The organism is Rhodococcus sp. 008 (assembly GCF_001682295.1).
GTDB classification, from domain to species: domain Bacteria; phylum Actinomycetota; class Actinomycetes; order Mycobacteriales; family Mycobacteriaceae; genus Rhodococcus_F; species Rhodococcus_F qingshengii.
Window position 1 is genome coordinate 5,540,230 of record NZ_CP012749.1, and the last position, 26,646, is coordinate 5,566,875.

The following is a 26,646-nucleotide window of genomic DNA, read 5'->3' on the forward strand; positions in this document are numbered from 1 at the left end:
TCGAACCTGGTTCAGACACCCCACTGAGCGATAACTTCTCGCAATCGTACAGCTATGGTTGCCGCCGGACCCGGTTCGATCATCTGGTTGTGTTCGCAATCGACTTCGGTGACTCGGATGTCCCCTTCTACAAACCTTCGCCATTCGGCGACATCGTGTCCGTTCTCCGTAGATCTTCCGGCTACGAAGAACTCGATGGCTCCAACGTGGACAGGCGGTTGGTGCCGATTCGTCAATTCGACGGAGTGGGAGTAACCGCGACTGATCCGCGCCAGATGCTCCGCTTCGATTCCGATTCCGGCACCCAGGGTCTGCTCCAGCAATTCCGCCGCTTCTTCGAAGGTCTCGACCGTCTTGGATCCCGCCGGCATCGCGAGCCCGGCCAGTAGTTCGGAGACCGAGAGTTCTGCGGGCTGATCGGAATCCGACGACGGATAGCTGTCGAGTATCGACAGAGTCACGTCACGTCCGCTCCGAGTGAGGCTGTGTGCCACGGCGTGTGCGATCACGCCGCCGAGCGACCAGCCGGCCAGATGGATCGGGCCGGTCGATGCCACGGCTGCAATGCGATTCGCGTAGTCGTCGGCGAGTTCGGTCAGCGAGTCGAAGCTGGGCCCGCCGCTCAGGGACGGTAGCTGAAGACCGTAGACGGGTTGATCCAGCTCGAGATGCTTGACGAATTCTGCGTAACCCCAGGACAATCCGATACCCGGATGGACGAAGAACAGTGGTGCACGATCGGATCCGGCGCGCAGCGTGATCATCGGGGCGAGAAGATCCGACGAATCGTCCGGCGAGTGTGCGTCCATTCCGTCGGCAGCCCGGGCGACTCCGGCAGGTGTCGGATCCAGGAAAAGCGATTGCAACGGCACTCGCATCCCGAGACGCTTCTCGAGTTCGATGGTGATGCGAGTGGCCACGATCGACGTTCCGCCCAGTTCGAAGAAGTCGTCGTCGACGCCGATGTGCTCGTGCCCGAGCACGGTCTCGAAGATGTCGACGACCGTTCGTTCGGTGTTGTTTGTCGGCGGTGCGTACGGGACCGTGCGTCGCTCGAAGCTCGGGGTCGGCAGTGCCTTGCGGTCCAGCTTGCCGACCGGTGTCACCGGAATGCGGTCGACGACGACGATCGCGCCGGGAACCATGTGCGCGGGCAGGCGAGAAGACAGATGGCGGCGAAGCTCCCAGTCGTCGACGGTCTGTCCTTCCACGGGCTGGATGTAGGAGGCGATCATCGTCTCCCCCGACGGCGCTTCGTGCCCGAGTGTGGCGGCGAAGTAGACGGATGGGTGTGCCATCAGGACAGAGTCGATTTCGCCGAGCTCGATGCGGAATCCGCGGACTTTGATCTGGAAGTCGCTGCGGCCCAGGTATTCGAGGGTGCTGTCGGAGCGCCAGCGCACCAGGTCGCCCGTGCGGTACATCCGCTGGCCTGGTTCGCCGAACGGATCGGCGACAAATCGGTCGGCGGTGAGGTCGGGACGATTGTGGTATCCCCGGGCGAGTCCGGGGCCGGTCACGTACAGCTCCCCGATGACTCCCACCGGCACGGGCTTGAGGTGCCCGTCGAGGACCAGTCCGGCAAAGCCGATGGCCGGTCGTCCGATGTTGATGTCCTTGCCCGGTCGCATGGGTTCACTGACGCTGGCCTGGATGGTGGATTCGGTGGGTCCGTATCCGTTGAACATGCGACGGTCGCGGCCCCAGATGTCCACGAGTTCGGGTGGGCAGGCTTCGCCACCGACTGCGAGTACGCGGAGTTCGGGTAGCGCGGAGCTTTCGATCGAGCTGAGCGCGGTCGGAGTGATGAACGCGTGTGAGACGTGTTCGTCGGCAAAGATTTCGGCCAACTCGGATCCGCCGAAGACCGTCGGTGGGATGACGACCAGGCACGCTCCGCTGCCGAACGCCATCATGAGTTCGAAGACCGAGGCGTCGAAGCTCGGTGATGCCAGGTGAGAGATCCGCGAATAGGGCTGGACGTTGAATCTCTGATGTTCCTCGGCGTTGAGGTTTGACAACCCGAGGTGGGTGACGATGACGCCCTTCGGCTTCCCGGTTGAACCCGAGGTGTAGATCAGGTACGCGGGATGCCCGTGATGCAAGGGGATCGTGCGGTCGCGATCGGTGATCGCGGCTGCGCTCTGGGCGTCGATCTCGTCGACGGTCTCGGCTTCATCGAGGACCATCCACTCGACCGTGTCGGGAAGTTGACTGCGGTGAGCGTCGTCGGTGATGCCGAGTACGGCCCGCGAATCGTCGAGCATGTGGTTGATGCGATCGTCGGGATAGTTCGGGTCGACCGGCAAGAACGCTGCACCGGTTTTCGTGACCGCCCAGATCGCGACGATCTCCGCAGTGGACCGCGGCAGACCCAGCGCCACAAAATCTTCGGGACCGACGCCGCGCCGACACAGCGCGCGCGCCAGCTTCGTCGATTCCTCGTCGAGCTCGCGGTAGGTCATCGACCTCTCGCGACTCGAGAGGGCTGGGGCATCCGGGTTCGAGGCGACTGCTTCGGCGAGGATCTCCGGCCACACCCGCGCTCGAGTCGCGGCGGCACCGGATGCCGGCACCAGGGCAGCTGTTTCATCGGCGCCGAGGATGCCGATGTCGGCGATACGTGTTGCGGGTTCGCGTCCGACAGCGTCCAGGATCAGGCGCAGTCGGTCGGCAAACCGACGAATGGTGGCGGGTTCGAAGAGATCGGTTGCGAAGTCGAAGGCTGCGGACATCCCAGCCGGGATGCCGAACTCGTCGAACTTCTCGTCGACGATCAGCTCCAGGTCCTCCTTCGCGAATTTGGTTTCCACGGTCAGTCCGTCGATGTCGAGGCCGGGTAGGTGGAAATGTGCGGGTTCGTTGTTCTGAAGTTCGAGGGCGACCTGGAACAACGGTGAGTACGACGTGGATCTGGTTGGGTTGATGACGTCGACGAGCCGTTCGAATGGCAGGTCCGAGTTCTGGAATGCGGCCAGGTCGATTTCCCGGACGTGCTCCAACAGGTCGGCAAACGTGATGTCGGGATCGACGCTGGTTCGCAGGACCAGTGTGTTGACGAACATTCCGACGAGATGGTCGAGCGCTGCCTGACCTCGGCCGGCGATCGGTGTGCCGATGGTGACTTCGTCGGCGCCCGACAACTTGGACATCAGCACTGCGAGCGCGCCGTGCAGCGCCATGAACATCGTGACACCGTTTGCCCTGGTGAGGTCCGCGAGGGCGCGGTGGGTGTTCGCGTCGATGTCGAAGGTGAATCGGTCACCGTGGAAGGTCTGTTGCACGGGTCGCGGGTGGTCGGCGGGCAGTGCGATGACGTCGTCGAGTCCGGCGAGTTGCTCACTCCAGTAGTGCAATTGGCGACTGATGACGGATTCCGGGTCGTCTTCCGATCCGAGGACGCGATGCTGCCACAACGTGAAGTCTGCGTACTGCACCTCGAGTGGCGCCCACGTGGGCTCGGTCCCTGCCGTACGCGCCAGGTAGGCCGTCATCACGTCGCGTGCGAGCGGCGCCATCGACGATCCGTCGGCGCAGATGTGATGGACCACGACAAACAGAATGTGAGCGGGTTCAGCGGTGTCGAGTCGGAACAGTGCCACGCGCAGCGGCAGGTCCACCGACACGTCGAAGCCGGTCGTGGCGAGTCGTTGCATGCGCTCTGCGAGTTCGTCCTCCCCCAACGTCATTTCACGGACCGGCGGTACTGCCTCGTCGACGGTGAGCACTTGCTGAATCGGATCGCCGCCGACGGCGGGGAACACCGTCCGCAGTGTTTCGTGCCGCTCGACGACGTCGGCGATGGCCTGTTGCATGGCCGTGACGTCGAGGTCACCGGTGAGGCGAACAGCTAGTGGGATGTTGTACGCGGCTGAGCGTGTGTCGAATTGGTTCAGGAACCACATGCGCTTCTGCGCCAACGAGAGCGGGACGCTGCCATTGCGCTCCATGGGAGTGAGCGGCACAGTGCCGACGGCAGTGACAGCGCTGGAGAGCCGTTCGGCGAGCTGAGCCGTCGTCGGTGCCTCGAACAGCACGCGCACCCCGACGTCGATGTTCAGTGCGGAGTTGAGCCGCGAGACCACGCGAGTGGCGATCAGCGAGTTGCCGCCGAGCTCGAAGAAATTGTCGTCGACGCCGACCCGTTCGACGCCGAGTACGTCGATGAACGCATCGGCGATCCGACGTTCGAGGCTGGTGCCGGGCGCCCGGAATTCCACACCGGTTCCGGTGAACTCCGGCGTCGGCAACGCTTTTCGATCGAGCTTGCCGACCGCGGTGCGCGGTAGCTCGTCGACGATCATGATGCTGGCCGGAACCATGTGCGAGGGAACACGTCCGGCGAGGTGCGCGGTGATCTCTGCCCCGGTCAGCGTCGATCCTTCCTCGACGGTGAGGTAGGACGCGAGAACTGTGGCGCCGGCCGGTCCGTCGACGCCGAGTGTCACGCAGTTCGTGACACTCGCCATTGCGGTGATCTGGGCGTCGACCTCGCCGAGCTCGATGCGGAATCCGCGAATCTTGACCTGGAAGTCGCTGCGCCCGACGTATTCGATGGTGTGATCGCTTCGCCAGGAGACGATGTCGCCCGTGCGGTACATCCGGTCGCCTGGCTTGCCGAAGGGGTCGGCGACAAATCGCTCGCTGGTCAGGCCGGGACGCCGGTGGTATCCGCGAGCCAGGCCGATGCCGGCGATGTACAGCTCACCGGGAGCTCCGACGGGTACGGGTTGCAGGCGCGAATCGAGGATCATCTCGTGCACGCCGCGGATCGGTCCACCGATCGTGATGGGTGCGCCCACTGTCATGGGTTCGCTGATGTCTGCCATGACGGTTGTCTCGGTCGGGCCGTAGGCGTTGACGAATTCTCGTCCGGGAGCCCAGAGGCCGACGAGATGCGGCGGTAGTGTCTCTCCCCCGACGACGACGTGCCGGAACTCGTCCAGGCCGGCCGGGTCGACGGTGGCGAGTGCTGCCGTGGTGACGAACGCGTGAGTGACGTGTTCGCGGCGGATGAGACTTGCCAGTTCGGCGCCGCCGTAGATGTCGGTCGGGACGATCACCATGGTTGCTCCGACACCGAATGCCTGCAGGTACTCGAAGACGGCTCCGTCGAAGCTGGGGGTGGCGAAGTGCAGGGTTCGAGAGTGGTGATCTGCGTGGAATCGACGCTGCTGGTCGAGTGCGAAGCTGTCGAGTCCGGTGTGGGTGACGACAACTCCCTTGGGTCGGCCGGTGGATCCCGAGGTGTAGACCACGTAGGCGGCGTTGTCCATGACCACCGGTGCACGCCGTTCGTCCTGGGTGATCGGCAGCGTGCAACTGGTGGCGACGTCGTCGTCGAATGCCTCTTCTCCGAGCACCAACCAGGACACGATGGGTGGAAGTGTGTCGATGGCGTCGACGACGGTCAACCCGAACAACACCTCGGAGTCGCTGAGCATGTGTTCGATTCGGTCAGCCGGATAGGTGGGGTCGACGGGGACGAACGCTGCGCCGGTCTTGGCCACCGCCCACACCGCGAGTACGGATTCGACGGACCTTTCGATGCCGATGGCAACCGACGTCTCGGGCCCGGCGCCGCGGCGAATCATGGCTCTGGCCAACTGGTTCGAGCGCCGGTCCAGTTCGGCGTAGGTCATGGAACGGCTGCCGGCCGAGAGCGCGATGCGGTCGGGATAGGTGGCAGAGACGTCGGCGAGAATCTCTGGGAGCGTTCGCGCGGAGCGCCCCGGGGAGCCGAAGACCGGCGCAAGATCACGGCTCTCGAACTCCGTGAGAACCTGCAGACGGGCCAGCGGCTGATCCGGTGCCGAGGCGAGTTGCCCGAGGACGATGCCCACGCGCTCGGTGATCTTGGCGACTTCGCGGGCGGAGAAGTGCGTCGGCAAGTACTCCATCTTCAGATTCAGCGTGTCACTTTCGGACGCTACCACGGCAATCGGATAGTGCGCCGAGTCGCGTCCGTCGATGCCGAGAACGTGCATTCCCGCGATGTCGGTTTCGGCGGTCAGGGCTGTCTCGTCGACGGGATACGACTCGAATACCGTCAGGGTGTCGAAGGAACCGGCGGCGCCGACTGCTCCGGCGATGTCCGACAGTCCGATGTGGTGGTGGTCGAGCAATGACGCTTGCTCGGATTGGACGCGAATGGCCAGTTCGGCGAGGGTTTCTCGGGCGTCGAGGCGGACTCGGACAGGCACCGTGTTGATGAACAGGCCGACTATCGATTCCACGCCGGGCACCTGTGGTGGGCGTCCTGAGACCGTTCCGCCGAAGACGACGTCGTCGCGTCCGAGAAGTTCGGCGAGCACGATTCCCCATGCCACCTGTACCAGGGTCGCCATGGTCAGGCCGCGGCTTCGCGCGAACGCTCGAAGAGTCTCGGTTCGTTCTGTCGGCAGCGAGTACGAGTGGATTTCACTTGCCACGGTTTCGGCGGCGGTGTCTGCCCTCGAGAGGTGGGTGGACGTGTCGACGCCCCGTAGCGCTTCTTGCCACGCCCGTAGCGAAGTCTCGGGTTCTTGCTTCGAGATCCAGGAGAGATAGTCGCGATACGACTGAACTCGGGGCAGAATCTCGGGGTCACCGTCGGTTGCGTAGAGAGTGAGCAGGTCTCGAAGCAACAGCGGGGTGGACCAGCCGTCGAGCAGGATGTGGTGGTTCGTCACGACGAGGCGTGCTGTGTCCGGTCCGATTCGCACGAGCATGAAGCGGATCAACGGGGCTGTTTCCATGTAGAAACGATGAGCGCGATCGCGTTCGAGCAGCTGACCGAACGCGACTTCACTGTCTTCGGCCCCGGACAGGTCGATCTCGGCCCAGCCGATGTCGACACCGGAACGGATCACCTGCAGTGCCCGCCCTCCCGGTGCGGAGACAAATCCCGCGCGCAGGCTCGGATGACGATCAACCAAGGCCTGCGCGGCGCGGCGCAGGCGCGGCGCCTCCACCCGACCCCCGAGCTCGAGGGTCAGTTGCACCATGTACGGGTCGATTTCGGTTTCGTCGAACTGGGCGTGGAAGAGCATGCCCGATTGCAGAGGTGACAGTGACCAGATGTCGGTCAGGTCGGGGAATCTGCGCTCGAGCTGTTCGATGCTCTGTTGATCCGCGGTGACGAGATCGAGATCGGTGGGCGTGAGCTCGCGCTCGGAGTGTTCCTCCACGTATTCACTCAGTGCGCCCAGTGCTCGGGCCCAGAGCTCCGCCAGTTCGGTGACTTCGGCCTCGCTGAGAATGCCGCGGGGGAAGGACCACGTAGCGCGCAGAATCGGACCGTGTGCGGTATCGGTCGTGACGGCGTTGATGTCGAGCACCGACGCGGCGGCCAATTCGCCGCTGTGCGCTTCGTCGAGGGTCACTTCCGAGATCGGCAGCCACGGCACTTCGCCGTGCTCGGGATCCGAGCCGGCAAATCGTCCGAGGTAGTTGAACGAGATCTGCGGCGTGGGCAGCTCACGAAGTTCCTCGTTTCGATCGAGGTACTTCAGGATGCCGAACCCGATTCCGTTGTCGGGCAGGCCGAGCAGCGTTTCCTTGACGAGTTTCACGGCGGAGGCGGCGGTTGATCCCCCGGCCAGTGCATCGACGACATCGAGTCCGGTGAGATCGATCCGGACGGGGAACAAGGTGGTGAACCAACCGACCGTGCGCGAGAGGTCGGCGCCCGGTACGGCGTTCTCCTCCCGGCCGTGCCCTTCGAGGTTGACGAGCACGTCCCCGCTGCGCTGTCCGCGCGATCGACGCCAGGCGGTGACGGCAATCGCGAGAGCAGCGAGCAGTCCGTCGTTCACCGAGCCTCCGAAATGCTGAGGCACCGTCGAGATGACGTTCTCGGTCACGGAGGTCGGAACGTCGACGCTGACTCGGTCGACGGTGGCTCCGACATCGACGGCTGGGTCGAGCCCGCGTGCCCCGAGCAATGGCTCGTCGGTCCGCATTCTCGACCACAGGTCGATCTCGTCGCGTCGCTGCGCAGCGGTCTCGGCGAGCGCTGTCGCCCAGCGACGTATCGACGTTCCACCCGGCGGAAGTATCGGTGTTTCTCCGTCGAACGCCGAGGCATAAGCAGTGACCAGGCCCGGGACGAGCATGCGCCAGGACACACCGTCGACCGCGAGGTGATGAAGGACCAGGAGCAACCGTCCGGCTTCGGCCCGGTTGCCGTTCGAGCTGACGGGATCCAACCAGACTGCGCTGATCATCTTCCCGTGTTCGGGATCGAGGCGGCTGGATGCGTCCTGCATCGCGGTTTCCGCAGCGGCGACGAATTCTTCGCCGCTGGTGGACACGATGGGGGTTCGGCGCAGGATGTCGGGGGCGGTGATGCTCCCTGGCTCGCGGATCTCGAGTTGGTGAGTCGCGGCGTCCAGGCGCGCCCGCAGCACGTCGTGACGATCGAGGATCGTTTGCAATGCTCGTTCCAGCGCGGGGCCGGAGACATCCGCGGGCAGTGCGATCAGCGCGCTCTGGCTGTAACTGCGGATCGTGCTCAGGTCACCGCGACTGCGTTCGACGAGCCACTCCATGATCGGCGTGAGCGGTAGCGGGCCGGCTCCCCCGCCGGGTAGCTCCGTGAGAACCGGTGCCGTTTCCGATGATTCGATGAGGAGCACTTTGGTGAGGCCGGCCACGGTCTTCGCTTCGAAGACGTCCCGCGGAGTGAAGACGAGGCCTGCGGACTTCGCCCGTGAGACGAGTTGGATCGACATGATCGAATCGCCGCCGAGACCGAAGAAGGAATCGTCCACTCCGATACTGCCCCGACCCAGCACCTCCGCGAAGAGGTCCGCGAGGACCGCTTCGGTCGCGGTGGCCGGCGCCCGCGTCGCCTCGGTTGGTCCCGTGACGGTGAAGTCCGGAGCCGGGAGGCTGCGTCGGTCGAGCTTTCCGTTGACCGTCAGTGGAAGCGATTCGAGGACGACGATGGCGGTGGGCACCATGTACTCCGCGAGTTCGGCGGCGACGAAGTCGGTCACCGTCGCTGAATCGACGGTACTGCCTGTTTCGGCGACCACGTACCCGACGATCCGCGGTGACGCTCCCTCTGTCCGAACAAGTGCTACCGAGGCAGCGACGCCGGGGCAGCGGAGCATTGCGGCTTCGATCTCTCCGAGTTCGATGCGGAAACCACGCACCTTCACCTGGAAATCACTGCGGCCCACGTACTCCAACTGCCCCGCGTCGTTCCACCTCGCCAGGTCCCCGCTCCGATACATTCGATCCCCCGAACTACCGAATGGATCGGGAAGGAACCGCACCGAAGTCAATGCGGGTTTCCCGAGGTATCCCCGAGTCACCTGATCACCGGCGACGTACATTTCGCCGACGACACCTGGTGGTACCAAGTTCAGTCGCCGATCGAGTACGTAGACGGACAATCCCGGTACTGCTCGCCCGATGATGCTCGCCGACGCGTGCTCGCTGTCGTTGCGGTCGAGTGCGATTCGACTGACGTGCACTGTCGTCTCGGTGATCCCGTACATGTTGACCAACGTCGGAGCCGTGTCGGCCCGCCTGTCGTACCACTTGCGCAACTGCCCGAGGTCGAGCGCTTCGCCACCGAAGACGACGTAGCGCAGTGCAAGGTCGGGACCGGTGCCGTTCGGTGAGTACGCACGGTCGGCTTCGGCGAGTTGGTAGAAGGCGGTGGGTGTTTGGTTCAGCACCGTCACTCGCTCCCTGCGGAGCAGTTCGTGGAACATGTCCGGCGATCTGGTCGTGTAGTAGTCGACGACGACCAGCCGGCCACCGTGCAGCAGCGGCCCCCACAGCTCCCAGACGGAGAAGTCGAATGCGTACGAGTGGAACATCGTCCACACGTCCGTGTCGTCGAACCCGAATGTCGGGGCGGTGTTGTCCATCAGAGTCAGCACGTTTCGGTGGCTGACCTGGACACCTTTGGGGCGCCCTGTGGATCCGGAGGTGTAGATGATGTACGCGATCGCGTCGGGCAGAAGTGGTGTCGTCCGGTCCGCGTCGGTGATGCGATGGGGCGCGGAGTGATCGAGGCGTACCGCGATCTCCGGCGATCCGAGTTCGACGACGTCTATGCCGGATTCGATGATCTCCGAAGGTAGGTCACTTCGGAAGTCTCCGGTCGTGACCAGGCATACCGGCCGCGCGTCGTCGAAGAGGAACCGCATGCGCTCGGCCGGGTAGGTGATGTCGACCGGCAGGTATGCCGCTCCGGTTTTGATGACGGCGACGAGGGCCAGCACGAGATCGGTGGTTCTGGGCATCGCAACAGCCACCACGGATTCCGGACCGATACCGCGGCCGATCAGGAGCCGCGCCAGGCGGTTAGCGCGCCCGTCCAGTTCGGCGTACGTCATGGCGCCGTCGCTGTCGTTGACCGCGGTCGACGACGGATGTGCTGCAACAGCCTCGAAGAATCGGTCCGCGATGTTGTCCGCTGGGGCCGGTTCGGCGTGAGTGTTCCACTCGGTCAGCATCTGTCGACGCTCGTCGGCGCTCACGACGTCGATGTCACCGGTAGGAGTCGACGGCTCTCGCGAGACCGCCTCGAGGATGGTGAGCAGTCTGCGTGAGAACGAATCGATCAATTCACCGTCGAACAGGTCTGTGGCGTAGATGAATTCGGCGTCGATTCCATCCGTTCCGCCATCCGCGTCGTAACGCTCGGTGACCGAGAGTTGCAGATCGAACTTGGCGACGGGTAGGTCGAACTCGACTCCCGAGACCGACAGCCCCGGCAATTCGAGTTGTGGGAGTGCATTGTTGCGGAACTCGATGAGGATCTGGAACAACGGAGTGTGCGAAGTCGAGCGTTCCGGGTCGAGTGCGTCGACCAACCTTTCGAAGGGCAAATCGGTGTGCTGGAACGCGCCGAGGTCGCCTTCGCGAACCTGGGCGAGGACGTCCTCGAACGACGCGTCGGGCGTGATCTGTGTTCGCAGCACGAGAGTGTTGACGAACATACCGACCAGGTGATCGAGTTCGGCCTCGCCGCGGCCGGCGACGGGTGTCCCGATGGCGATGTCCTCGGTACCGGCCAGGCGCGCCGCAAGTACCGCCAGTGCTGCGTGCATGAGCATGAACATGGTGGTGCCGTGCTCACGTGCCAGGTCGGTCAGCGCCCGATGGGTCTGCGGCGATACCGCGAACCGGTGGACCGAGCCGACCATGGACGGCTTTGCCGGACGTGAGAACGACGTCGGCAACGCGATCGGCTCGCCCAGTCCCGCGAGTCGGTCCTTCCAGTAATCGAGCTGACGGGTCAGAGCCGAGTCCGGATCTTCCTCGGAGCCGAGCACTTCGTGCTGCCACACAGCGAAGTCGCCGTACTGCACGGCCAGTTCCGACCAGTTCGGCGCACTGCCGGCACTGCGGGCCGCATAGGCCGCTGCCACGTCCGCTGCCAGGGGGTTCATCGAGAACCCGTCGGCGACGATATGGTGGACGACGATCACGAGTACGTGCCTGCGCTCGTCCCCGTCGACGCGCAGGACCGCGCAGCGAATCGGAACTTCGGCCGAGGCGTCGAAGCCTGCCGAGGCCAGCTCGAGGATTCGATCGGACACTCTGGCAGCAGTGACGATTTCCGGCTCCAGGATCGGCATGACCTCGTCGCTGGACATCACCTGCTGAACCGGCTGTCCGTCGATCGAGGGGAACTTCGTCCGCAAGCTCTCGTGGCGACCCAGTACGTCCGCTACCGCGGCCTGCAATGCGGCGAAGTCCAGATCGCCGTCGAGGCGCACTGCCAGGGGAACGTTGTAGGCGGGGGACGTCACGTCGAACTGGTTGAGGAACCACATCCGCTTCTGTGCCAGTGACACGGGCAGTGGGTCCGGGCGGGATCGCCGAGTCAGCGGTGGTCTGGGGTTCTCTCCGCGGCCGACGCTCTCCGCCAGACGCGAGAGCTGCCGAACTGTCGGAGACTCGAACAGTCCTCGAACGCCGATGTCGGTGCCGAGAAGTGCGTTGACGCGGGCGATGACGCGGGTCGCGGTCAGTGAGTTTCCGCCGACGTCGAAGAAGTGAGTGTCGATACCGATCGGAGACACTCCGAGCACGTCCTCGAAAACGCCCACCACCAGCCGTTCCAACTCGGTGGCCGGTGCAGTGAGTGTTTCGGCATCGGTGTCGAAACGAGGCGCCGGAAGAGCAGCCCGATCGACCTTGCCGACGCCGGTCAGCGGTAGTTCGTCGAGCACGACGACGCTTGCGGGCACCATGTGTGCCGGCAGTAGCTCCCGTGCCGCCGCCCGGATGTCCTCGGCGCTCACCCGGCGTTCGTCGTCGCAGACGACATATGCCGCCAAGGCCTGCTCGTCGGAGGGTCCGCGCACCGCCAACGTGACCGCGTACTCCACGCCGGGCAGCTGACCCAACGCCGTGTCGACCTCGCCGAGTTCGATGCGGAAGCCGCGGATCTTGACCTGGAAGTCGCTGCGTCCGAGGTACTCGATGGTGCGGTCGCTGCGCCAGCGCACCACGTCGCCCGTGCGGTACATCCGCTCCCCCGGCTCGCCGTACGGGTTGGCGACAAATCGTTCGCTCGTCAGTGGTGAGCGCCCGTGATAGCCGCGCGCGAGTCCGACTCCGGCGACATACAGTTCGCCGGGAACTCCGACGGACACCGGTTGAAGTCTGCGATCGAGGACGACCTCGCTGAATCCGCGGTTCGGCGGTCCGAGATAGACCTTCTCGCCGGCCGGGATGGGGTCGCTGAGGTTGCAGGAGATGGTGGTTTCGGTGGGTCCGTAGACGTTGACGAACGATCTTCCCGGCGCCCAGGTGCGCACCAGGTCCGCCGAGGGCGCCTCGCCGCCCACCGTGATGGTGGTCAGTTCGTCGATTCCCTCGGGATCCACCGACGTCAGCGCTGCAGGCGTGATGAACGCGTGGGTGACATGTCCCTCGCGGAGAACGTCGGCCAGTTCGGTTCCTCCGTAGACGGTGGTGGGAGCTACGACCAGTTCACCGCCGACGGCGAAGGCGAGCAGATACTCGAGAACGGAGGCGTCGAAGCTCGGAGAGGCGAAATGCAGTGCGCGTGAATTCTCGGTGAGACCGTAGCGATGACGCTGTTCGTCGGCGAAGTTCTCGAGACCGGTGTGCGTGACGACGACGCCCTTGGGTCGGCCGGTCGAGCCCGAGGTGTAGATGAGGTAGGCAGTGTTCTCCAACCGCGGGGTTCCTCGACGCTCGTCCTCGCGTAGCGGCGCCGTGGACACTCCGGAGAGCCGAGCGATGCTCGTCGGGTCGTCGAGTTCGAGCCACTTCGTCACACCGCCGTCGCCGGGTCTGTGGGCAGCCGTGGTCAATCCGAGCGAGGATGCCGAGTCCTCGAGCATGAACGAGATCCGGTCACTCGGGTAGCGAGGATCGATCGGCACGAAGGCGGCGCCGGTCTTGGTGATCGCCCAGACCGCTGCGACGGATTCGAAGGAGCGTTCCACACAGATCGCCACCCGTGAATCCGGCCCGGCGCCTTCAGCGATCAGCACGCGCGCCCACTGATTCGACGCCTCGTCCAGCTCTCGATAGGTCATCTTTCTCTCACCACAGGACAGTGCGACCCGTTCGGGGAATCTGCTCGCGGTGTCCGAAAAGATGCGATCGAGTGTCCTGACCGAGCGGCCCTGCCGGCCGCGCGCGGGAACCAATTGCTGCACTTGCGAATCCGGCATCAAACGCAGTTTCGCCAGCGGCAGATCCGGTTGCGCGGTGATCAGCTCGAGGGTGCGGAGCAACCGGTCGGCGATCGCGTCGATGTCGTGATCGCCCAGGACTCCCGGGAAATACTCGAATTTGAGCCGCAGTCGCCCGTCTGCCGCAGAGGCAACGATCGCGAGTGGATAGTGCGCGGCATCCTCGGCGTCGTGGACGTCGAGAACGTGCATTCCGGCTATGTCGGTGCCGGAGGAGAGTCCACCGCGGTCGACGGGATACGACTCGAACACAGTCAGCGTGTCGAACGATGCAGCGGACCCCACAGCCGAAGTGATGTGCGAAAGCCCGACATGATGGTGATCGGACAACCGCGCCTGTTCCGCTTGGACGCGAACGCACAGCGCCGCCAGGGACTCTCTTGGATCGAGGCGAACTCGGACGGGGACAGTGTTGATGAACAAACCCACCATCGACTCGACGCCGGACACCTGGGGTGGTCGGCCGGAGACGGTTCCACCGAAGACGACGTCGTCGCGTCCGAGAAGTTCGGCGAGCACGATTCCCCATGCCACCTGGATCAAGGAGGCTGTCGTCAGGCCACGGGAGCGGACGAATCCACGCAGAAGTTCCGTCTCACGTTCTCCGAGCGCTGTGGTCGTCGAGCGTGAGGTAGCGCCGTCCTCGTGGACGGCGTGAGTTCCGGTGAGCAGCGTCGGGTCGTCGAGTCCGCGGAGTGCTTCGCCCCAGGCTTCGATCGACACGCTGTCGTCGCGAGTGCTGATCCAGCTCAGATAGTCCCGGTAGGGGTGTACGCGTGGGATGGCACTGTGATCACTGTCGGTGGCGTAGAGCGTCAGTAGGTCGCGGACCAGCAGCGGCATCGACCATCCGTCGAGGAGGATGTGGTGGTTGGTCAGGATCAACCGATACGCGTCGTCACCGGTTCGCAGAAGCAGGAACCGCAGCAGGGGCGGAGTGGCCATGTCGAAGCCGCGGACCCGATCCGCATGGAGGAGCTCGCGTATCTCGGTCGCCTGTTCGGTGGGGGCCAACGGAGAGATGTCGATCTCGGTCCACGGCACGTCCACGTCTGCGTTGATCACCTGCACCGATCGTCCACCGGTGTCGGTCGTGAACGCCGCGCGTAGGTTCTCGTGTCTGTCGAGCAGTGCCTGTGCGGCACGGTGCAACCGGGACGCGTCGACGCCGTCGAGTTCGAGTGCGAGTTGGACGGTGTACGCGTCGACTGTGTGTTCGGCGTAGCGGGCGTGGAAGAGCAGTCCGGATTGCAGCGGTGAGAGGGACCAGACGTCGGTCAGTGTCGGGAACTCGCGCTCGAGGTGGTCGATGGAATCCTGGTCGAGGTCGATCAGGTCGATGTCGGACGGGGTGAGTCCCCCGCGTTCGCTGTGTTCGGCATAGGTGGCCAGCGCGCGCAACGCCTGCACCCAGAGGTCGGCGATGGCGCGAGCATCGCGCTCTGCCAGCACGCCGGTGGGATAGGCGATAGTGGCACCGATGTGCGGTGCGCCCGAGATCTCGGTGGTGACGACGTTGACGTCCAGGACCGAACCCACTGGCATCTCGGACCGCGCTGCCGCTTCCAGATCGACGTCCCGGGCCAGTGCCCAGTCCCCCAGTGACTCTCCTGCTTCGGTGCCGGAGAAACGGCCCAGATAGTTGAACGAGATCTGCGGTTGGCGGAGGTCTTCGAGTTCCGCTCGACCCACCTCGTCGAGGTAACGCAGAACTCCGTAGCCGATGCCGCTGTCCGGAACACCCAAGAGTTCTTCCTTGACACGCTTGAGCACCACCGCTGCCTCTGGGGCGCTGCTCATCACTTCCGCGATGTCGATGCCGGCGAGGTCGATCCGCATCGGGAAGACGCTGGTGAACCAGCCGACCGTGTGCAGGACGTCCGCACCGGGCACCACGTGAGCTTCGCGTCCGTGGCCCTCCATCGAGATGAGTACGTTGTCGGTTCGTATGCCCTGTGCCTGCCTCCACTGCGTCAGTGCCAGTGCGAGAGCAGCAACGAGACCGTCGTTGACTGATCCACCGAAAAGCGCCGGAAGCGTGGTCAGGACTGTGTCGGACAGTTCGACGGGTACGTCGGCGACAACTCGGCCGACCGAATCGAACGTGTCGAGCCGCGGGTCCAGCGGCCGGGTTCCGATCAGCGGGTCGGCACCTTCGAGTATCGAACGCCACCGGGGCAATTCGACTCTTCGATCGGGCGCGATGTCGCGGAGCGCATGCGACCAACGACGAACCGACGTGCCCGAGTACGACGGCTCCGGTTCCTCGCCTGCATCGATGCGGTGGAAAGCCGACGCAAGTTCCGGCACGAGGACGCGCCAGGAGACACCGTCGACGGCGAGGTGGTGGATCACCAGGAGCAGCCGGCCGGTGTTGCGCACGCCGGACAACCAGACGACCCGCACCATCACGCCCCGGCCGGGGTCGAGTTCTCGACGCGCACCGCCCAGTGCGTCGACGATCGCCGCGTCGAACACCGCGGTGCCCGGCTCGGCCTCTACCTCGATCACCCGGCAAATATTCTCGGCTGCAACAGATCCCGGCTCGCCGACAACAAGCCTGCGCTCGCCGTCGAGCTCGAGGCGTGCGCGAAGGATGTCGTGACGATCGAGAACAACTTGAAGAGCCGCGGTCAACTGCTCCACACTGTGAAGCCCGTGCGGCGCGTTGAGAAGAGTCGCTTGGGAGAACGAATCGAGACCTCGGAGATCGGAGCCGAGCCGGTCGAGCCACCACTGAGCCACCGGCATCAACGGCACGTGGCCCACGCCGTCTCCGGGAAGTTCCTCGAGCACCTCGGGTTCGTCGTCCTTGGTCGATGCCAGCAAAACCGCAAGACCGGCGACCGATTTCACCTCGAAGACGTCACGCGGGGTGAAGACGAGCCCGGCATCGCGGGCACGGGCGACGAGCTGAATCGACATGATCGAATCGCCGCCCATCGAGAAGAACGAGTCGTCGACGCCCACCGATTCGACACCGAGGACATCGACGAACAAGGCGGCCAGCGTGCGTTCGGTATCGGATTCGGCGGCCCGCGAGCGTGCCTGGGTTGCTCGCAAGTCGGGAACCGGCAGGGCTCGGCGGTCGAGCTTTCCGTTGGCAGTCATCGGCAGTTCGTCGAGAACGACCACGACCGCAGGAACCATGTACGGGGCCAGAGCCGAGCCCGCGAACGCGATGACGGCCTCGGGATCCACAGTCTGAGCGTCGTTGGCAGGCACGACGTATCCGACGATCCGTGCGGCGCCTCCGTCACGTTCGAGCGTGGTCACCACGGAATGTGCAACGCCGGGATAGCGAGCCAGAACTGCCTCGATCTCGCCGAGTTCGATGCGGAATCCGCGAATCTTGACCTGGAAATCGCCTCGACCCTGGTACTCGAGTTCGCCGTTCTTGTTCCACCTGGCGAGGTCGCCGGTTCGGTACATCCGTGTGCCCGCACTGCCCGCGGGATTGGGCACGAATCGTTCGGCGGTCGTGCCGGCGCGGTTTCGGTAACCGCGGGCGAGTCCGTCGCCGCTGACGTACAGCTCTCCCGTCACTCCGACCGGGACGCGGTGCAGGCGATTGTCGAGGACCCACGCGGTGATGCCTGTCGACGGGCGACCGATCGTGACTCGATCGGTCGGGGACATCGGCTCGGTGATGCTGGCGACGACCGTCGATTCGGTTGGTCCGTAGGCATTGATCATGATCCGGTGATCGCTGACCCAGGCGGCGACGAGGTCGGGTGGGCAGACGTCGCCGCCGGTTCCGATGCACACCAGCTCGTTCAGTCCGCTCGGATCGACCGTGGCCAGTGCGGCTGGTGTGATGAAGGCGTGCGTGACGTGCTGGTCGGCGATCAGACTCGTCAGTTCGGTTCCGCCGATGATGCTCGGTGGGGCGATGACCATCGTGGCCCCGGCACCAACAGCCATCAGGAGTTCGAGAATCGAGGCGTCGAAGCTCGGTGAGCTGAAATGCAGCGTGCGCGAGGTCGACTCGACGCGGAAGCGACTGCGTTCCTGCTCGGCGAGTGCCGAAAGCCCACGGTGAGTGACCATGACGCCTTTGGGGACGCCGGTGGAACCGGAGGTGTAGATGACATAGGCCGGGTTGTCCAGGGACACCGCAGCCAGCAGCTCCGAGGCATCTATCCGCTGATCACCGATCTGTTCGAGGGTTGCGAGTGTCTTTGCCTGATCGAGCAGAACGGCGTCTGCCTCGTCGGGGACGACACCCACATGCTCGGCGGTGGTGAGAACGACGCCCGCTCCCGAGTCGTTGATCATGTGGTGCACGCGGTCGACGGGATACGCCGGGTCGACGGGTACGAATGCAGCGCCGGACCGGGCAACCGCCCAGATCGCGACCACGGATTCCAGTGAGCGTGGTAATGCCAGGGCGACAACGGATTCCGGACCGACCCCGCGGCTGATCAACAGTCGTGCAAGCCGGTTGGCGCGGCGGTCCAGATCGGAGTAGGTCAGATGGCGGTCGCCGAAAATCAGTGCAGTCCTCTGCGGTTCGTCGACGTACTTCCGCTCGAGCAACGTCGAGAAGTGAACCTGCTCGGGAAGTTCCGGTGCGACGGCGCGAATCGTGTCGAGATCACTCACGAGATCGATGTCGCCGACCGGCGTGTGCGGTGATTCGGTGACAGCACCGAGAATCCGAACCAGGTATCGAGCGAAACCTTCGACGGTCGACTCGTCGAACAGGGCGCTGGCGTAGGTGAACCCGGCCTCGATTCCCGCCGGCCGGCCGTCGTCGTCGAAGGTCTCGGCAAGCGTGAGTTGCAGATCGAAATTCGAGACGGCGGATTCGAGTTCGAGGACCTCGACGTCCAAATCCGTCAGACGAACTGCTGGCCGAGTGGTGTTCTTGAACTCCAGCATCACCTGGAACAACGGTGAATGCGACGTCGACCGCTCCGGAGCCAGCGCATCGACGACGCGCTCGAAGGGGACGTCTGCGTGAGCGAAGGCGTCGAGGTCGGTGCTGCGAACTCTGGCCAACAGATCGGTGAACGAGGCGGCGGGGTCGACGTCGGCGCGCAGGACCAACGTGCCGACGAACATACCGACCATCGGATCCAGCAGGGCATTTCCGCGCCCGGCGATCGGTGAGCCGATCGTGATGTCTTCCATGCCGGACAATCTCGCCACGAGCACTGCGTATGCGGCGTGTACCGCCATGAACATACTGCTTCGGTGTTCGATCGCGGTTTCGCTCAGACGGCGGTGGATGCCGGCATCGATGTCGAATCGAACGACGCCGCCCGAGAGATCCTGCACACGCGGACGCGGTCGATCTGCGGGGAGCGCAAGAAGTTCGGGAACACTCGCCAGTTGACGTGTCCAGTACTCGAGCTGACCGGCAAGAGTGCTGTCCGCTTCGTCGATCCGACCGAGAGCCCTTTCCTGCCAGATGGCGAAGTCCGCGTACTGGACCGGAAGAGGAGACCAGTCGGGCGCCTCACCTCGATGCCTTGCCGAGTACGCGCTCATCACGTCGAACGCCAACGGTGCCATCGAGAATCCGTCGGCGCAGATGTGATGGACGACCACGGTCAGGACGTGATCTTCTTCGTCGACCTCGATCAGTTCCGCCCTGATCGGTGGAGCCTGCGTGACGTCGAAGCCCCTCGAGGTGAGACGTTCGATCTCCCCGAGTACCGCTTCGGCGTTTGCGGCGACAACCGGCAGCGCGCCCAACGCTTCACCGGGTTCGACGATCACCTGCGCCGGCACTCCCTCGATCATGGGAAACAGCGTGCGCAGCGATTCGTGGCGAGTAAGCACGTCGGTGATCGCGCCCTCCAACACGGCAACGTCCAACCGGCCTCTCAGCCTGATCGCTATGGCGACGTTGTACGCCGCGGACGTGACGTCGAATTGATTGACGAACCACATGCGCTTTTGTGCCAGCGACAGCGGGATCGTCTGTGGCCGCGGCAATGCCTCGAGCGGAAGGACTGCCGGTCCCCCTCGTGCCGTGGCGCACTCGACCGCCAACTGCGCAACGGTCGGCGCGTCGAACAACTCTCTGATCGACAAGTTCAACGACAGCGAATCGTTCACGCGCGCCACAGCGCGTGCAGCGACGAGGCTGTTTCCGCCGATCTCGAAGAAGTTGTCGTGAACACCGACTGCCCCGGATTCCAGAAGCTCCTCGAAGATCGCCGCCAACTGCGCTTCGAGCGGTGTTCGCGGCGCCAGATACGTCTGCGAGCTGTCGAAGCTGGGCGCGGGCAGAGCCTTCCGATCAAGCTTGCCGGTCGAACCGAGAGGGAACACGTCGAGGGCGATGACCACAGCGGGAACCATGTAGGCCGGAAGGAGACCTCTCAACTCGGTGCGTAGGCCGTCCGTGTCGATCGAAGTGCCGGTGTCGGCGATGACGTAGCCGACCAAACTGTCACCGACCACGTCGTCGTGATGGACGAGAGCAGCAGCTTGCGCGACACCGGGCAGCCTGAGCAATGCTGCTTCGACCTCGGCGAGTTCGATGCGCTGCCCGCGGATCTTGACCTGGAAATCGCGTCGACCGACATAGTCGAGCAGCCCGTCGGCGCGCCACCGGACGACATCACCGGTTCGGTACATCCGGGTGCCAGACGGGCCGTACGGGTCGGCCACGAACCTGTCGGCGGTGAGATCGCTGCGCCCGAGGTATCCACGCGCCAGTTGCACTCCCGCCAGATACAGCTCGCCGTGAACGCCGACCGGAACCGGATGCAGCCGCCCGTCGAGGACATAGAGCTGGGTGTTCCACACGGGCGCACCGATGGGAACGGTGACGGTCATGTCGGGGGTGAATTCGGCGGCGCTGACGTCGACGGCAGCCTCCGTGGGTCCGTACAGGTTGAACAGTCCCGCAGAACTCAGACGGGTGAACGCCTCCGCAGTGGTAGGCGCGAGCGCTTCACCGCTGCAGAACACCTGACGCAGGCTCGCACACTGCCCGGCAGTCGCGGCAGCGACGAATTCCGCGAGCATCGACGGAACGAAGTGCGCCGTCGTGACGCCTTTTTCGGCAATCAACGCCGACAGGTACCCGGGATCACGGTGCCCGTCCGGTTCCGCGATCACCAACTGCGCGCCGGTCTGCAGGGGCCAGAACAGTTCCCACACCGAGACGTCGAAGGTCACCGGGGTCTTGTGCAGCACCACGTCCGACGCGTGAAGGGGGTACGTGTCCTGCATCCACAGCAGGCGATTGACGATCGAACGGTGTGATACTGCAACACCTTTCGGTCGACCCGTCGATCCGGACGTGAAGATCACGTAAGCAGCATTGTCCGGGCGGAGGGGTCCGAGCCGATCAGCGTCGGTGATCGGCGCCGTCGTGGACACCTGACGATCGAGATCGACGTCCACGATCGGGACTCGCGCGGGAAGAGCGCCGTGGTCCTGGGGCCGGCTCAGCACGCAGATCGGTTCCGCGATGTCGAAGACGTACGCGATGCGCTCGGCGGGATGATCGGGATCCACCGGGACGTATGCCGCACCGGCACGGATCACGGCGTGGACCGCGACGAGTAGTTCCGGTGACCGTCGAATCGACACCGCGACGCGCATGTCCGGGCCGACCCCGCGGGCGATGAGGGTTCTGGCAAGTTCACCGACCCTCGCGTCGAACTCCGCATAGGTCAGTGTCCGCTCGCCGAAGACCAGCGCGGCCCCCTCGGGTGTCCGGGCTGCCTGCTCCGCCACCAGGTCCGAGAGGGTGGTGATCGGTACGGCGTGTTCGGTGGCATTCCAACGCTCGAGGACCAGTTCCGCCTCGCCCGGAGCTGTGAGATCGACGTCGCCGACGACGGATTCCGGGTAGGCAGCTACCGCGTCGAGGAGCATCGTGAAGCGATCAGCGAGGCCGGACATGGTGTCCGAGTCGAAAAGCTGGCTGGCGTAGTTCAACTGGCCGTCGAGATGGTCGCCGCGGTCGGTGAGAATGACCTGAAGGTCGAACTTTGCCGCGCCCGTCGACAGTTCGTCGACCGTGACCTCGAGCTCGGGCAAAGTGACCTCGGTGGGAGCGGCGCCCTGCATCACCAGCATCACCTGGAACAGCGGCGCCTGGTTGTCTGCGAGGGATTCGACGAGTACGTCGTACGGCACTTCGGTGTGCTGCAAGGCCGCCACGTCGACGTCGCGGACGCGGGTGAGAACTTCACCGAAGGTGAGTCCCCCCTCGAGAACCGTCCTCAGCACCACCGTGTTGACGAACATTCCGACGACGTCGTCGAGAGCGCGCTCGCTCCGCCCGGCCACCGGAGTGCCGATCGTGATGTCGTTCGCTCCGGATTCTCGGCTGAGCAGGACGGCCAGCGCGGCGTGGATCACCATGAACACGCTGACGTCGCTGCGCGCCGCGATCTCGCCGACCCGGCGGTACGTCGCGGAGTCGATCCGGAAATCGAGATCGTCACCGCGGAGCGAGACACCCGCAGGGCGCGGATGATCCATCGGCAGTTCCGCGAGCTCACCGCGTTCGGTGAGCGTGTGCGACCAGAACCGCAACTGCTCGGCAAGAATCGAATCCGGGTCGGACGCTTCACCGAGCGCTCCGCGTTGCCACTCGCTGAAATCGCCGTACTGCACTTCGAGTGGCAGCCACGCCGGCACGCGTCCGCTCGCCCGCGAGGCGTACGCCACCATCACGTCACGAGCCAGCGGCGCCATCGACAGGCCGTCTGCTGCAATGTGGTGCACGACGAGGACCAAGGTGTGCTCGCGTTCGTTCACCTCGAGCAGAGTCGCGCGGATCGGCACCGATTCGCTGACGTCGAATCCCTCTCGCGCGAGCTCACTCGCCCGCGCCGAGGTCGCTGCGGCAGGCACCGTTTCCACCTCGAGATGATCGAACATCTCGTCCACACCGAGAACGTGCTGGACGGGGCCACGCGCACTCTCGGGGAAAACGGTCCGCAAGATCTCGTGTCGAACGATCACGTCCCGCAGCGCGGTGAACAGTGCATCGACGTCGAGATCGCCGGTCATCGAAACCGCGATCGGAATGTTGTACGCCGGCGAACTCGGATCGAGTTGATTGGTCAGCCACATTCGTTGCTGCGCCAGAGATACCGGTATCCGGTCAGGGCGATCGATACGCGTCAGTGCCGGGGCACGTGTGTTCCGCGAGTCCGCGAGGTCGGCACGTGCTGCCAGAGCGGAGACGGTCGGCGCCTCGAAGAGGTCGAGAACGCTCAGCGTCGTTCCGAGAGCTCCGTTGACTCGCGACACGACGCGGGTCGCGATCAACGAGTCACCGCCGAGGTCGAAGAAACTGTCGTCTGCTCCCGCCCGGGTGATACCGAGCAGATCGCAGAACACCGCCGAAATTCGCTTCTCGGTCGAGGTCTCGGGGGCACGGTATTCAGCCGACCCGCCCACAGAATCGATGTCCGGTAACGCTTTCCTGTCGATCTTTCCTGCCGGAGTCAACGGAATGGAGTCGAGGACGACGATCCGCGCGGGAACCATGTGGGCTGCCAACGAAGATCTCGCGTGGGCGACCAGCTCGGAGTTGTCGATGTGTGTGCCCGCAGCCGCCGTGACGTACGCCGCCAACAGTGTTTCCCCACTCGGGCCCGCAACTCCGGCGGTGACTGCCTGTGCGACGCTCGGGTGGCGGCGCAGCACGTCGTCGATCTCGCCGAGCTCGACGCGGAAACCGCGGATCTTGATCTGGAAGTCGCTCCGGCCGAGGTACTCCAGCTCACCCTCGCCGTTCCACCGCGCGAGGTCACCCGTGCGGTACATGCGCTCTCCCGCAACACCGTTGGGGTCGGCAACAAATCGTTCGGCCGTAATCGTGGCACGCGCGTGGTACCCGCGCGCCAAACCGACACCGCTCACATAGAGCTCGCCGGCGACACCGATCGGCACCGGTTGAAGCCGCGAGTCCAGGAGGACGGTTGCGGCTCCGCGCATCGGCTTCCCGATGGTGACGGGAACATCGCTGCTCAGCGGTCCGGTCAGAGTGGCGACGACGGTGGTTTCGGTCGGTCCGTACGCGTTGAACATCGAGCGTCCGTGTGACCACTGATCCACCAGCGCGGGTGAGCATGCGTCGCCGCCGGTCACGACCACTCGTAGATCCGGTAGGCCGGCGGGATCGACTGTTGCCAGCGCGGCCGGGGTGACGAAAGCGTGGGTGACCCGTCCGATACGCATCACCTGTGCCAGTTCGTCGCCGCCGTACACGGTGGGCGGCGCGATCACCATCGTTGCCGCGCCCCCGAAGGCAAGGAGGAGTTCGAGGACTGAAGCGTCGAAGCTCGGCGAAGAGAAATGCAGGGTGCGGTCTCCAGGTTCGACTCCGAACCTGACTCGTTCTTCGTCGGCGAAGCTGCTCAGCCCGCGGTGACTGACCACGACGCCTTTGGGGACACCGGTGGAGCCGGACGTGTAGATGAGGTATGCCGGATCGTCGTAGCTCAGGCGCGTACGCCGCTCGGCGTCGTCGACCGGTGCATCGGACTGGTGCGAGGTGTCCAGTTCGTCGAGGAGCAGCCAATCCACCGAATCGGCGAGCCCGCCGTGGTGCTCCCCCACACTGATTCCGACTACAGCTCCCGAATCGGTGAGCATGTGCCGAACACGATCCTCGGGGTAGTGCGGATCGATCGGGAGGAAGGCACCGCCGGTCTTGGCCACCGCCCACGTCGCGGTCACCGATTCGAGAGACCTCGACAGCGCAAGGGCGACATAGGTGCCGGGGCCGACTCCCCTGTTGATCAGTTCACGGGCGAGTGTGTTCGACTCGGCGTCGAGATCCCGGTAGCTCACCTCACGATCACCGAAAACAAGCGCTGGGGCATCGGGGTTCACAGCCGAGGCCCGGCGGAGAATATCGGGGAGAGTCAACGGGGAGGACGCGGTCGCTCCTCGCGCCGGTACCAGGGACTCACGCTCGAAGTCGTCGAGGAGATCGAGGTCTCCGACCGGCGTTCGCGGGGCTGCTGCTGCGCCTGCAAGGATCCGCACCAGTCGCGAGAGGAAGGCTCGGACCGTGGATTCGGCGTAGTGCTGCGTGGAGTACGCAACCTCGAGGGCGCCGGTATCTGCGTGGACGTCGATCGCCACGTCGAGGCCGGCAATCGTGGTCTCCTGCGAGCCGTCGTTGAGGTGGACGTGCAACTCGGGCAGTGCGGGGACACCTGCCGCCGATCGAATCGACAACGTATCGCGTTCTCGAGCAAGAGAACTCACGAACTCGTCGAACGGCGCCGCCGGATCGACCTCGCAGCGCAGGGGCAGAGTTCCCCACTCGGTCCTCGTTCCGATCAGCACGTCCCGGCGCTCGGTCGATCTCGACAGCAACGCAGCAAATGCGGCATGGACAACGGCAAAGAGGGAGACGCCTTCCGTGCGCGCAAGTTCGGCGACCGCGGGATCGAGTGGGACGCTCAGCCGATTCGTACCGGTGGGCTCCGCTTCGGAGTCGATTCGCTCGAGGCCCAGTGTCTCGAGGTCCAGTGTGGAGCCCTCGTCGGAGTCCCCCAGGTATCTCGCCCAGAACCGCTCGAGTTCCCTGCGCTGTGCACTGCGCGCCCCTGCCTCGGCACTTGCCGGATGAATCCGGTTCATCGGCGTACCGGCCGGTACTGCTGTCAGTTCTGCGACCAACTCGGTGAACGCCCGGTGGTGCTCGGCCAGTTCGTCGTGGCCGTAGCGATTGGGGTTTCCGCGAAAGTCGATCAACGTCTGCGCCGGATCGCCGCTCTGGTACACGTTGACCAGCAGATCCTCGACCGGACCCGACGTGACGATGTGATACTCACCGGTCAGTGGCCCGAGGGTTATCTCCTGCCGGAAGAGCATCACATTCATCATCGGGCCGGACAGACGCGCGTCGCCGACGGTCAGACCGGCATCACGCCGGATGTCCTCGAGGCTGCATCGCTGATGACGAAGCGCACCGAGAAGTTCGAGTTGCACGCGCCCGACCAGATCGTCGACACTTTCGTCCGGGTTTACGTGGATGTGTAGCGGCGCGACGTTGACCAGCATTCCGCCGGACCGCTGCAGCGGTGCCGTCGTCCTCGCGGAAACCGGCAGGTTGATCAGCACGTCGTCGTAGCCGGTACTGCGGGACAGGTAGCACGCCAGCGCCGAAATCAACACTGCGGCCGGAGTTGCACCGGAACGTGAATTCCATTCGTCCAAGGCAGCAAGGCTGTTCGCCGACATCGCGGCACTGACGAGCTCACTGCGTGCAGTCGGGGGTCCCTCACGGGTGGCCAACGTCGAACCGTGTTCGACGCCCGACACACGCTGGGCCCAGTACTCGCGGTCGGCTTCGAATCGGCTCGATTCGCGGTACTTCTGGTCGAGCTCGGACAGCGTCGTGACGTCGAGCGCCTTGTTCACCGCAGGCTCTCGACCTTCGACGGCTGCGGTGTAGATCGCCGCAATCCGATTGACGATCGTCATACCGCTGTATCCGTCGAGAGCGACGTGATGAATCCTGGTGTACCACAGGTAATCCCGATCACCAGTTTGAAGAATTGTCATCTCGACGAGACGATCGCGAGTCAGATCGAGCGTCGTCGCGTAATCGTTGTCCATCCACTCCGAGGCAGCCTGCCGAGGGTTCTCACGCTCGCGGAAGTCGAAGTAGTCGATGCCCGGGTCGATTGTGAAGTCCACGATCTGGCAGGGCTCCCCATCCGGGTACATCAACCGTAGAAACGGCGATTCGAACTCGTGGGCAGCCTCCACCGCGGCGCGACTGAGCAGTTGCATGTCCAAATCGCCGTGGAACTCGATGTACTGCGCGATGAAGTACGGGACCGTCGGGTGAAGTTGCTGCGCAAACCACATGCTGCGCTGCACCGCAGACAGGGGGAACGCTCCTGCCGGCAGGCTTCGCGATCCGGTGAGCGGGTCGATCCTCTTGTCGGTATCCATCACGACCACCCCCACACAGCGTTGTGACGATCAGCGTTGTCACGATCAGCGCCGGGAA

1 protein-coding gene is annotated in these 26,646 nt (G+C 64.5%); it reads right to left on the bottom strand.

What is annotated here, in order from left to right; all coding sequences use genetic code 11:
- Nucleotides 1–11: 11 nt before the first annotated feature.
- Nucleotides 12–26,588 (bottom strand): non-ribosomal peptide synthetase, encoded by a 26,577-nt coding sequence (locus AOT96_RS25770; protein ID WP_065352939.1) that lies wholly within the window; start codon nt 26,586–26,588, stop codon nt 12–14.
- Between the last annotated feature and the right edge of the window lie 58 nt (nt 26,589–26,646).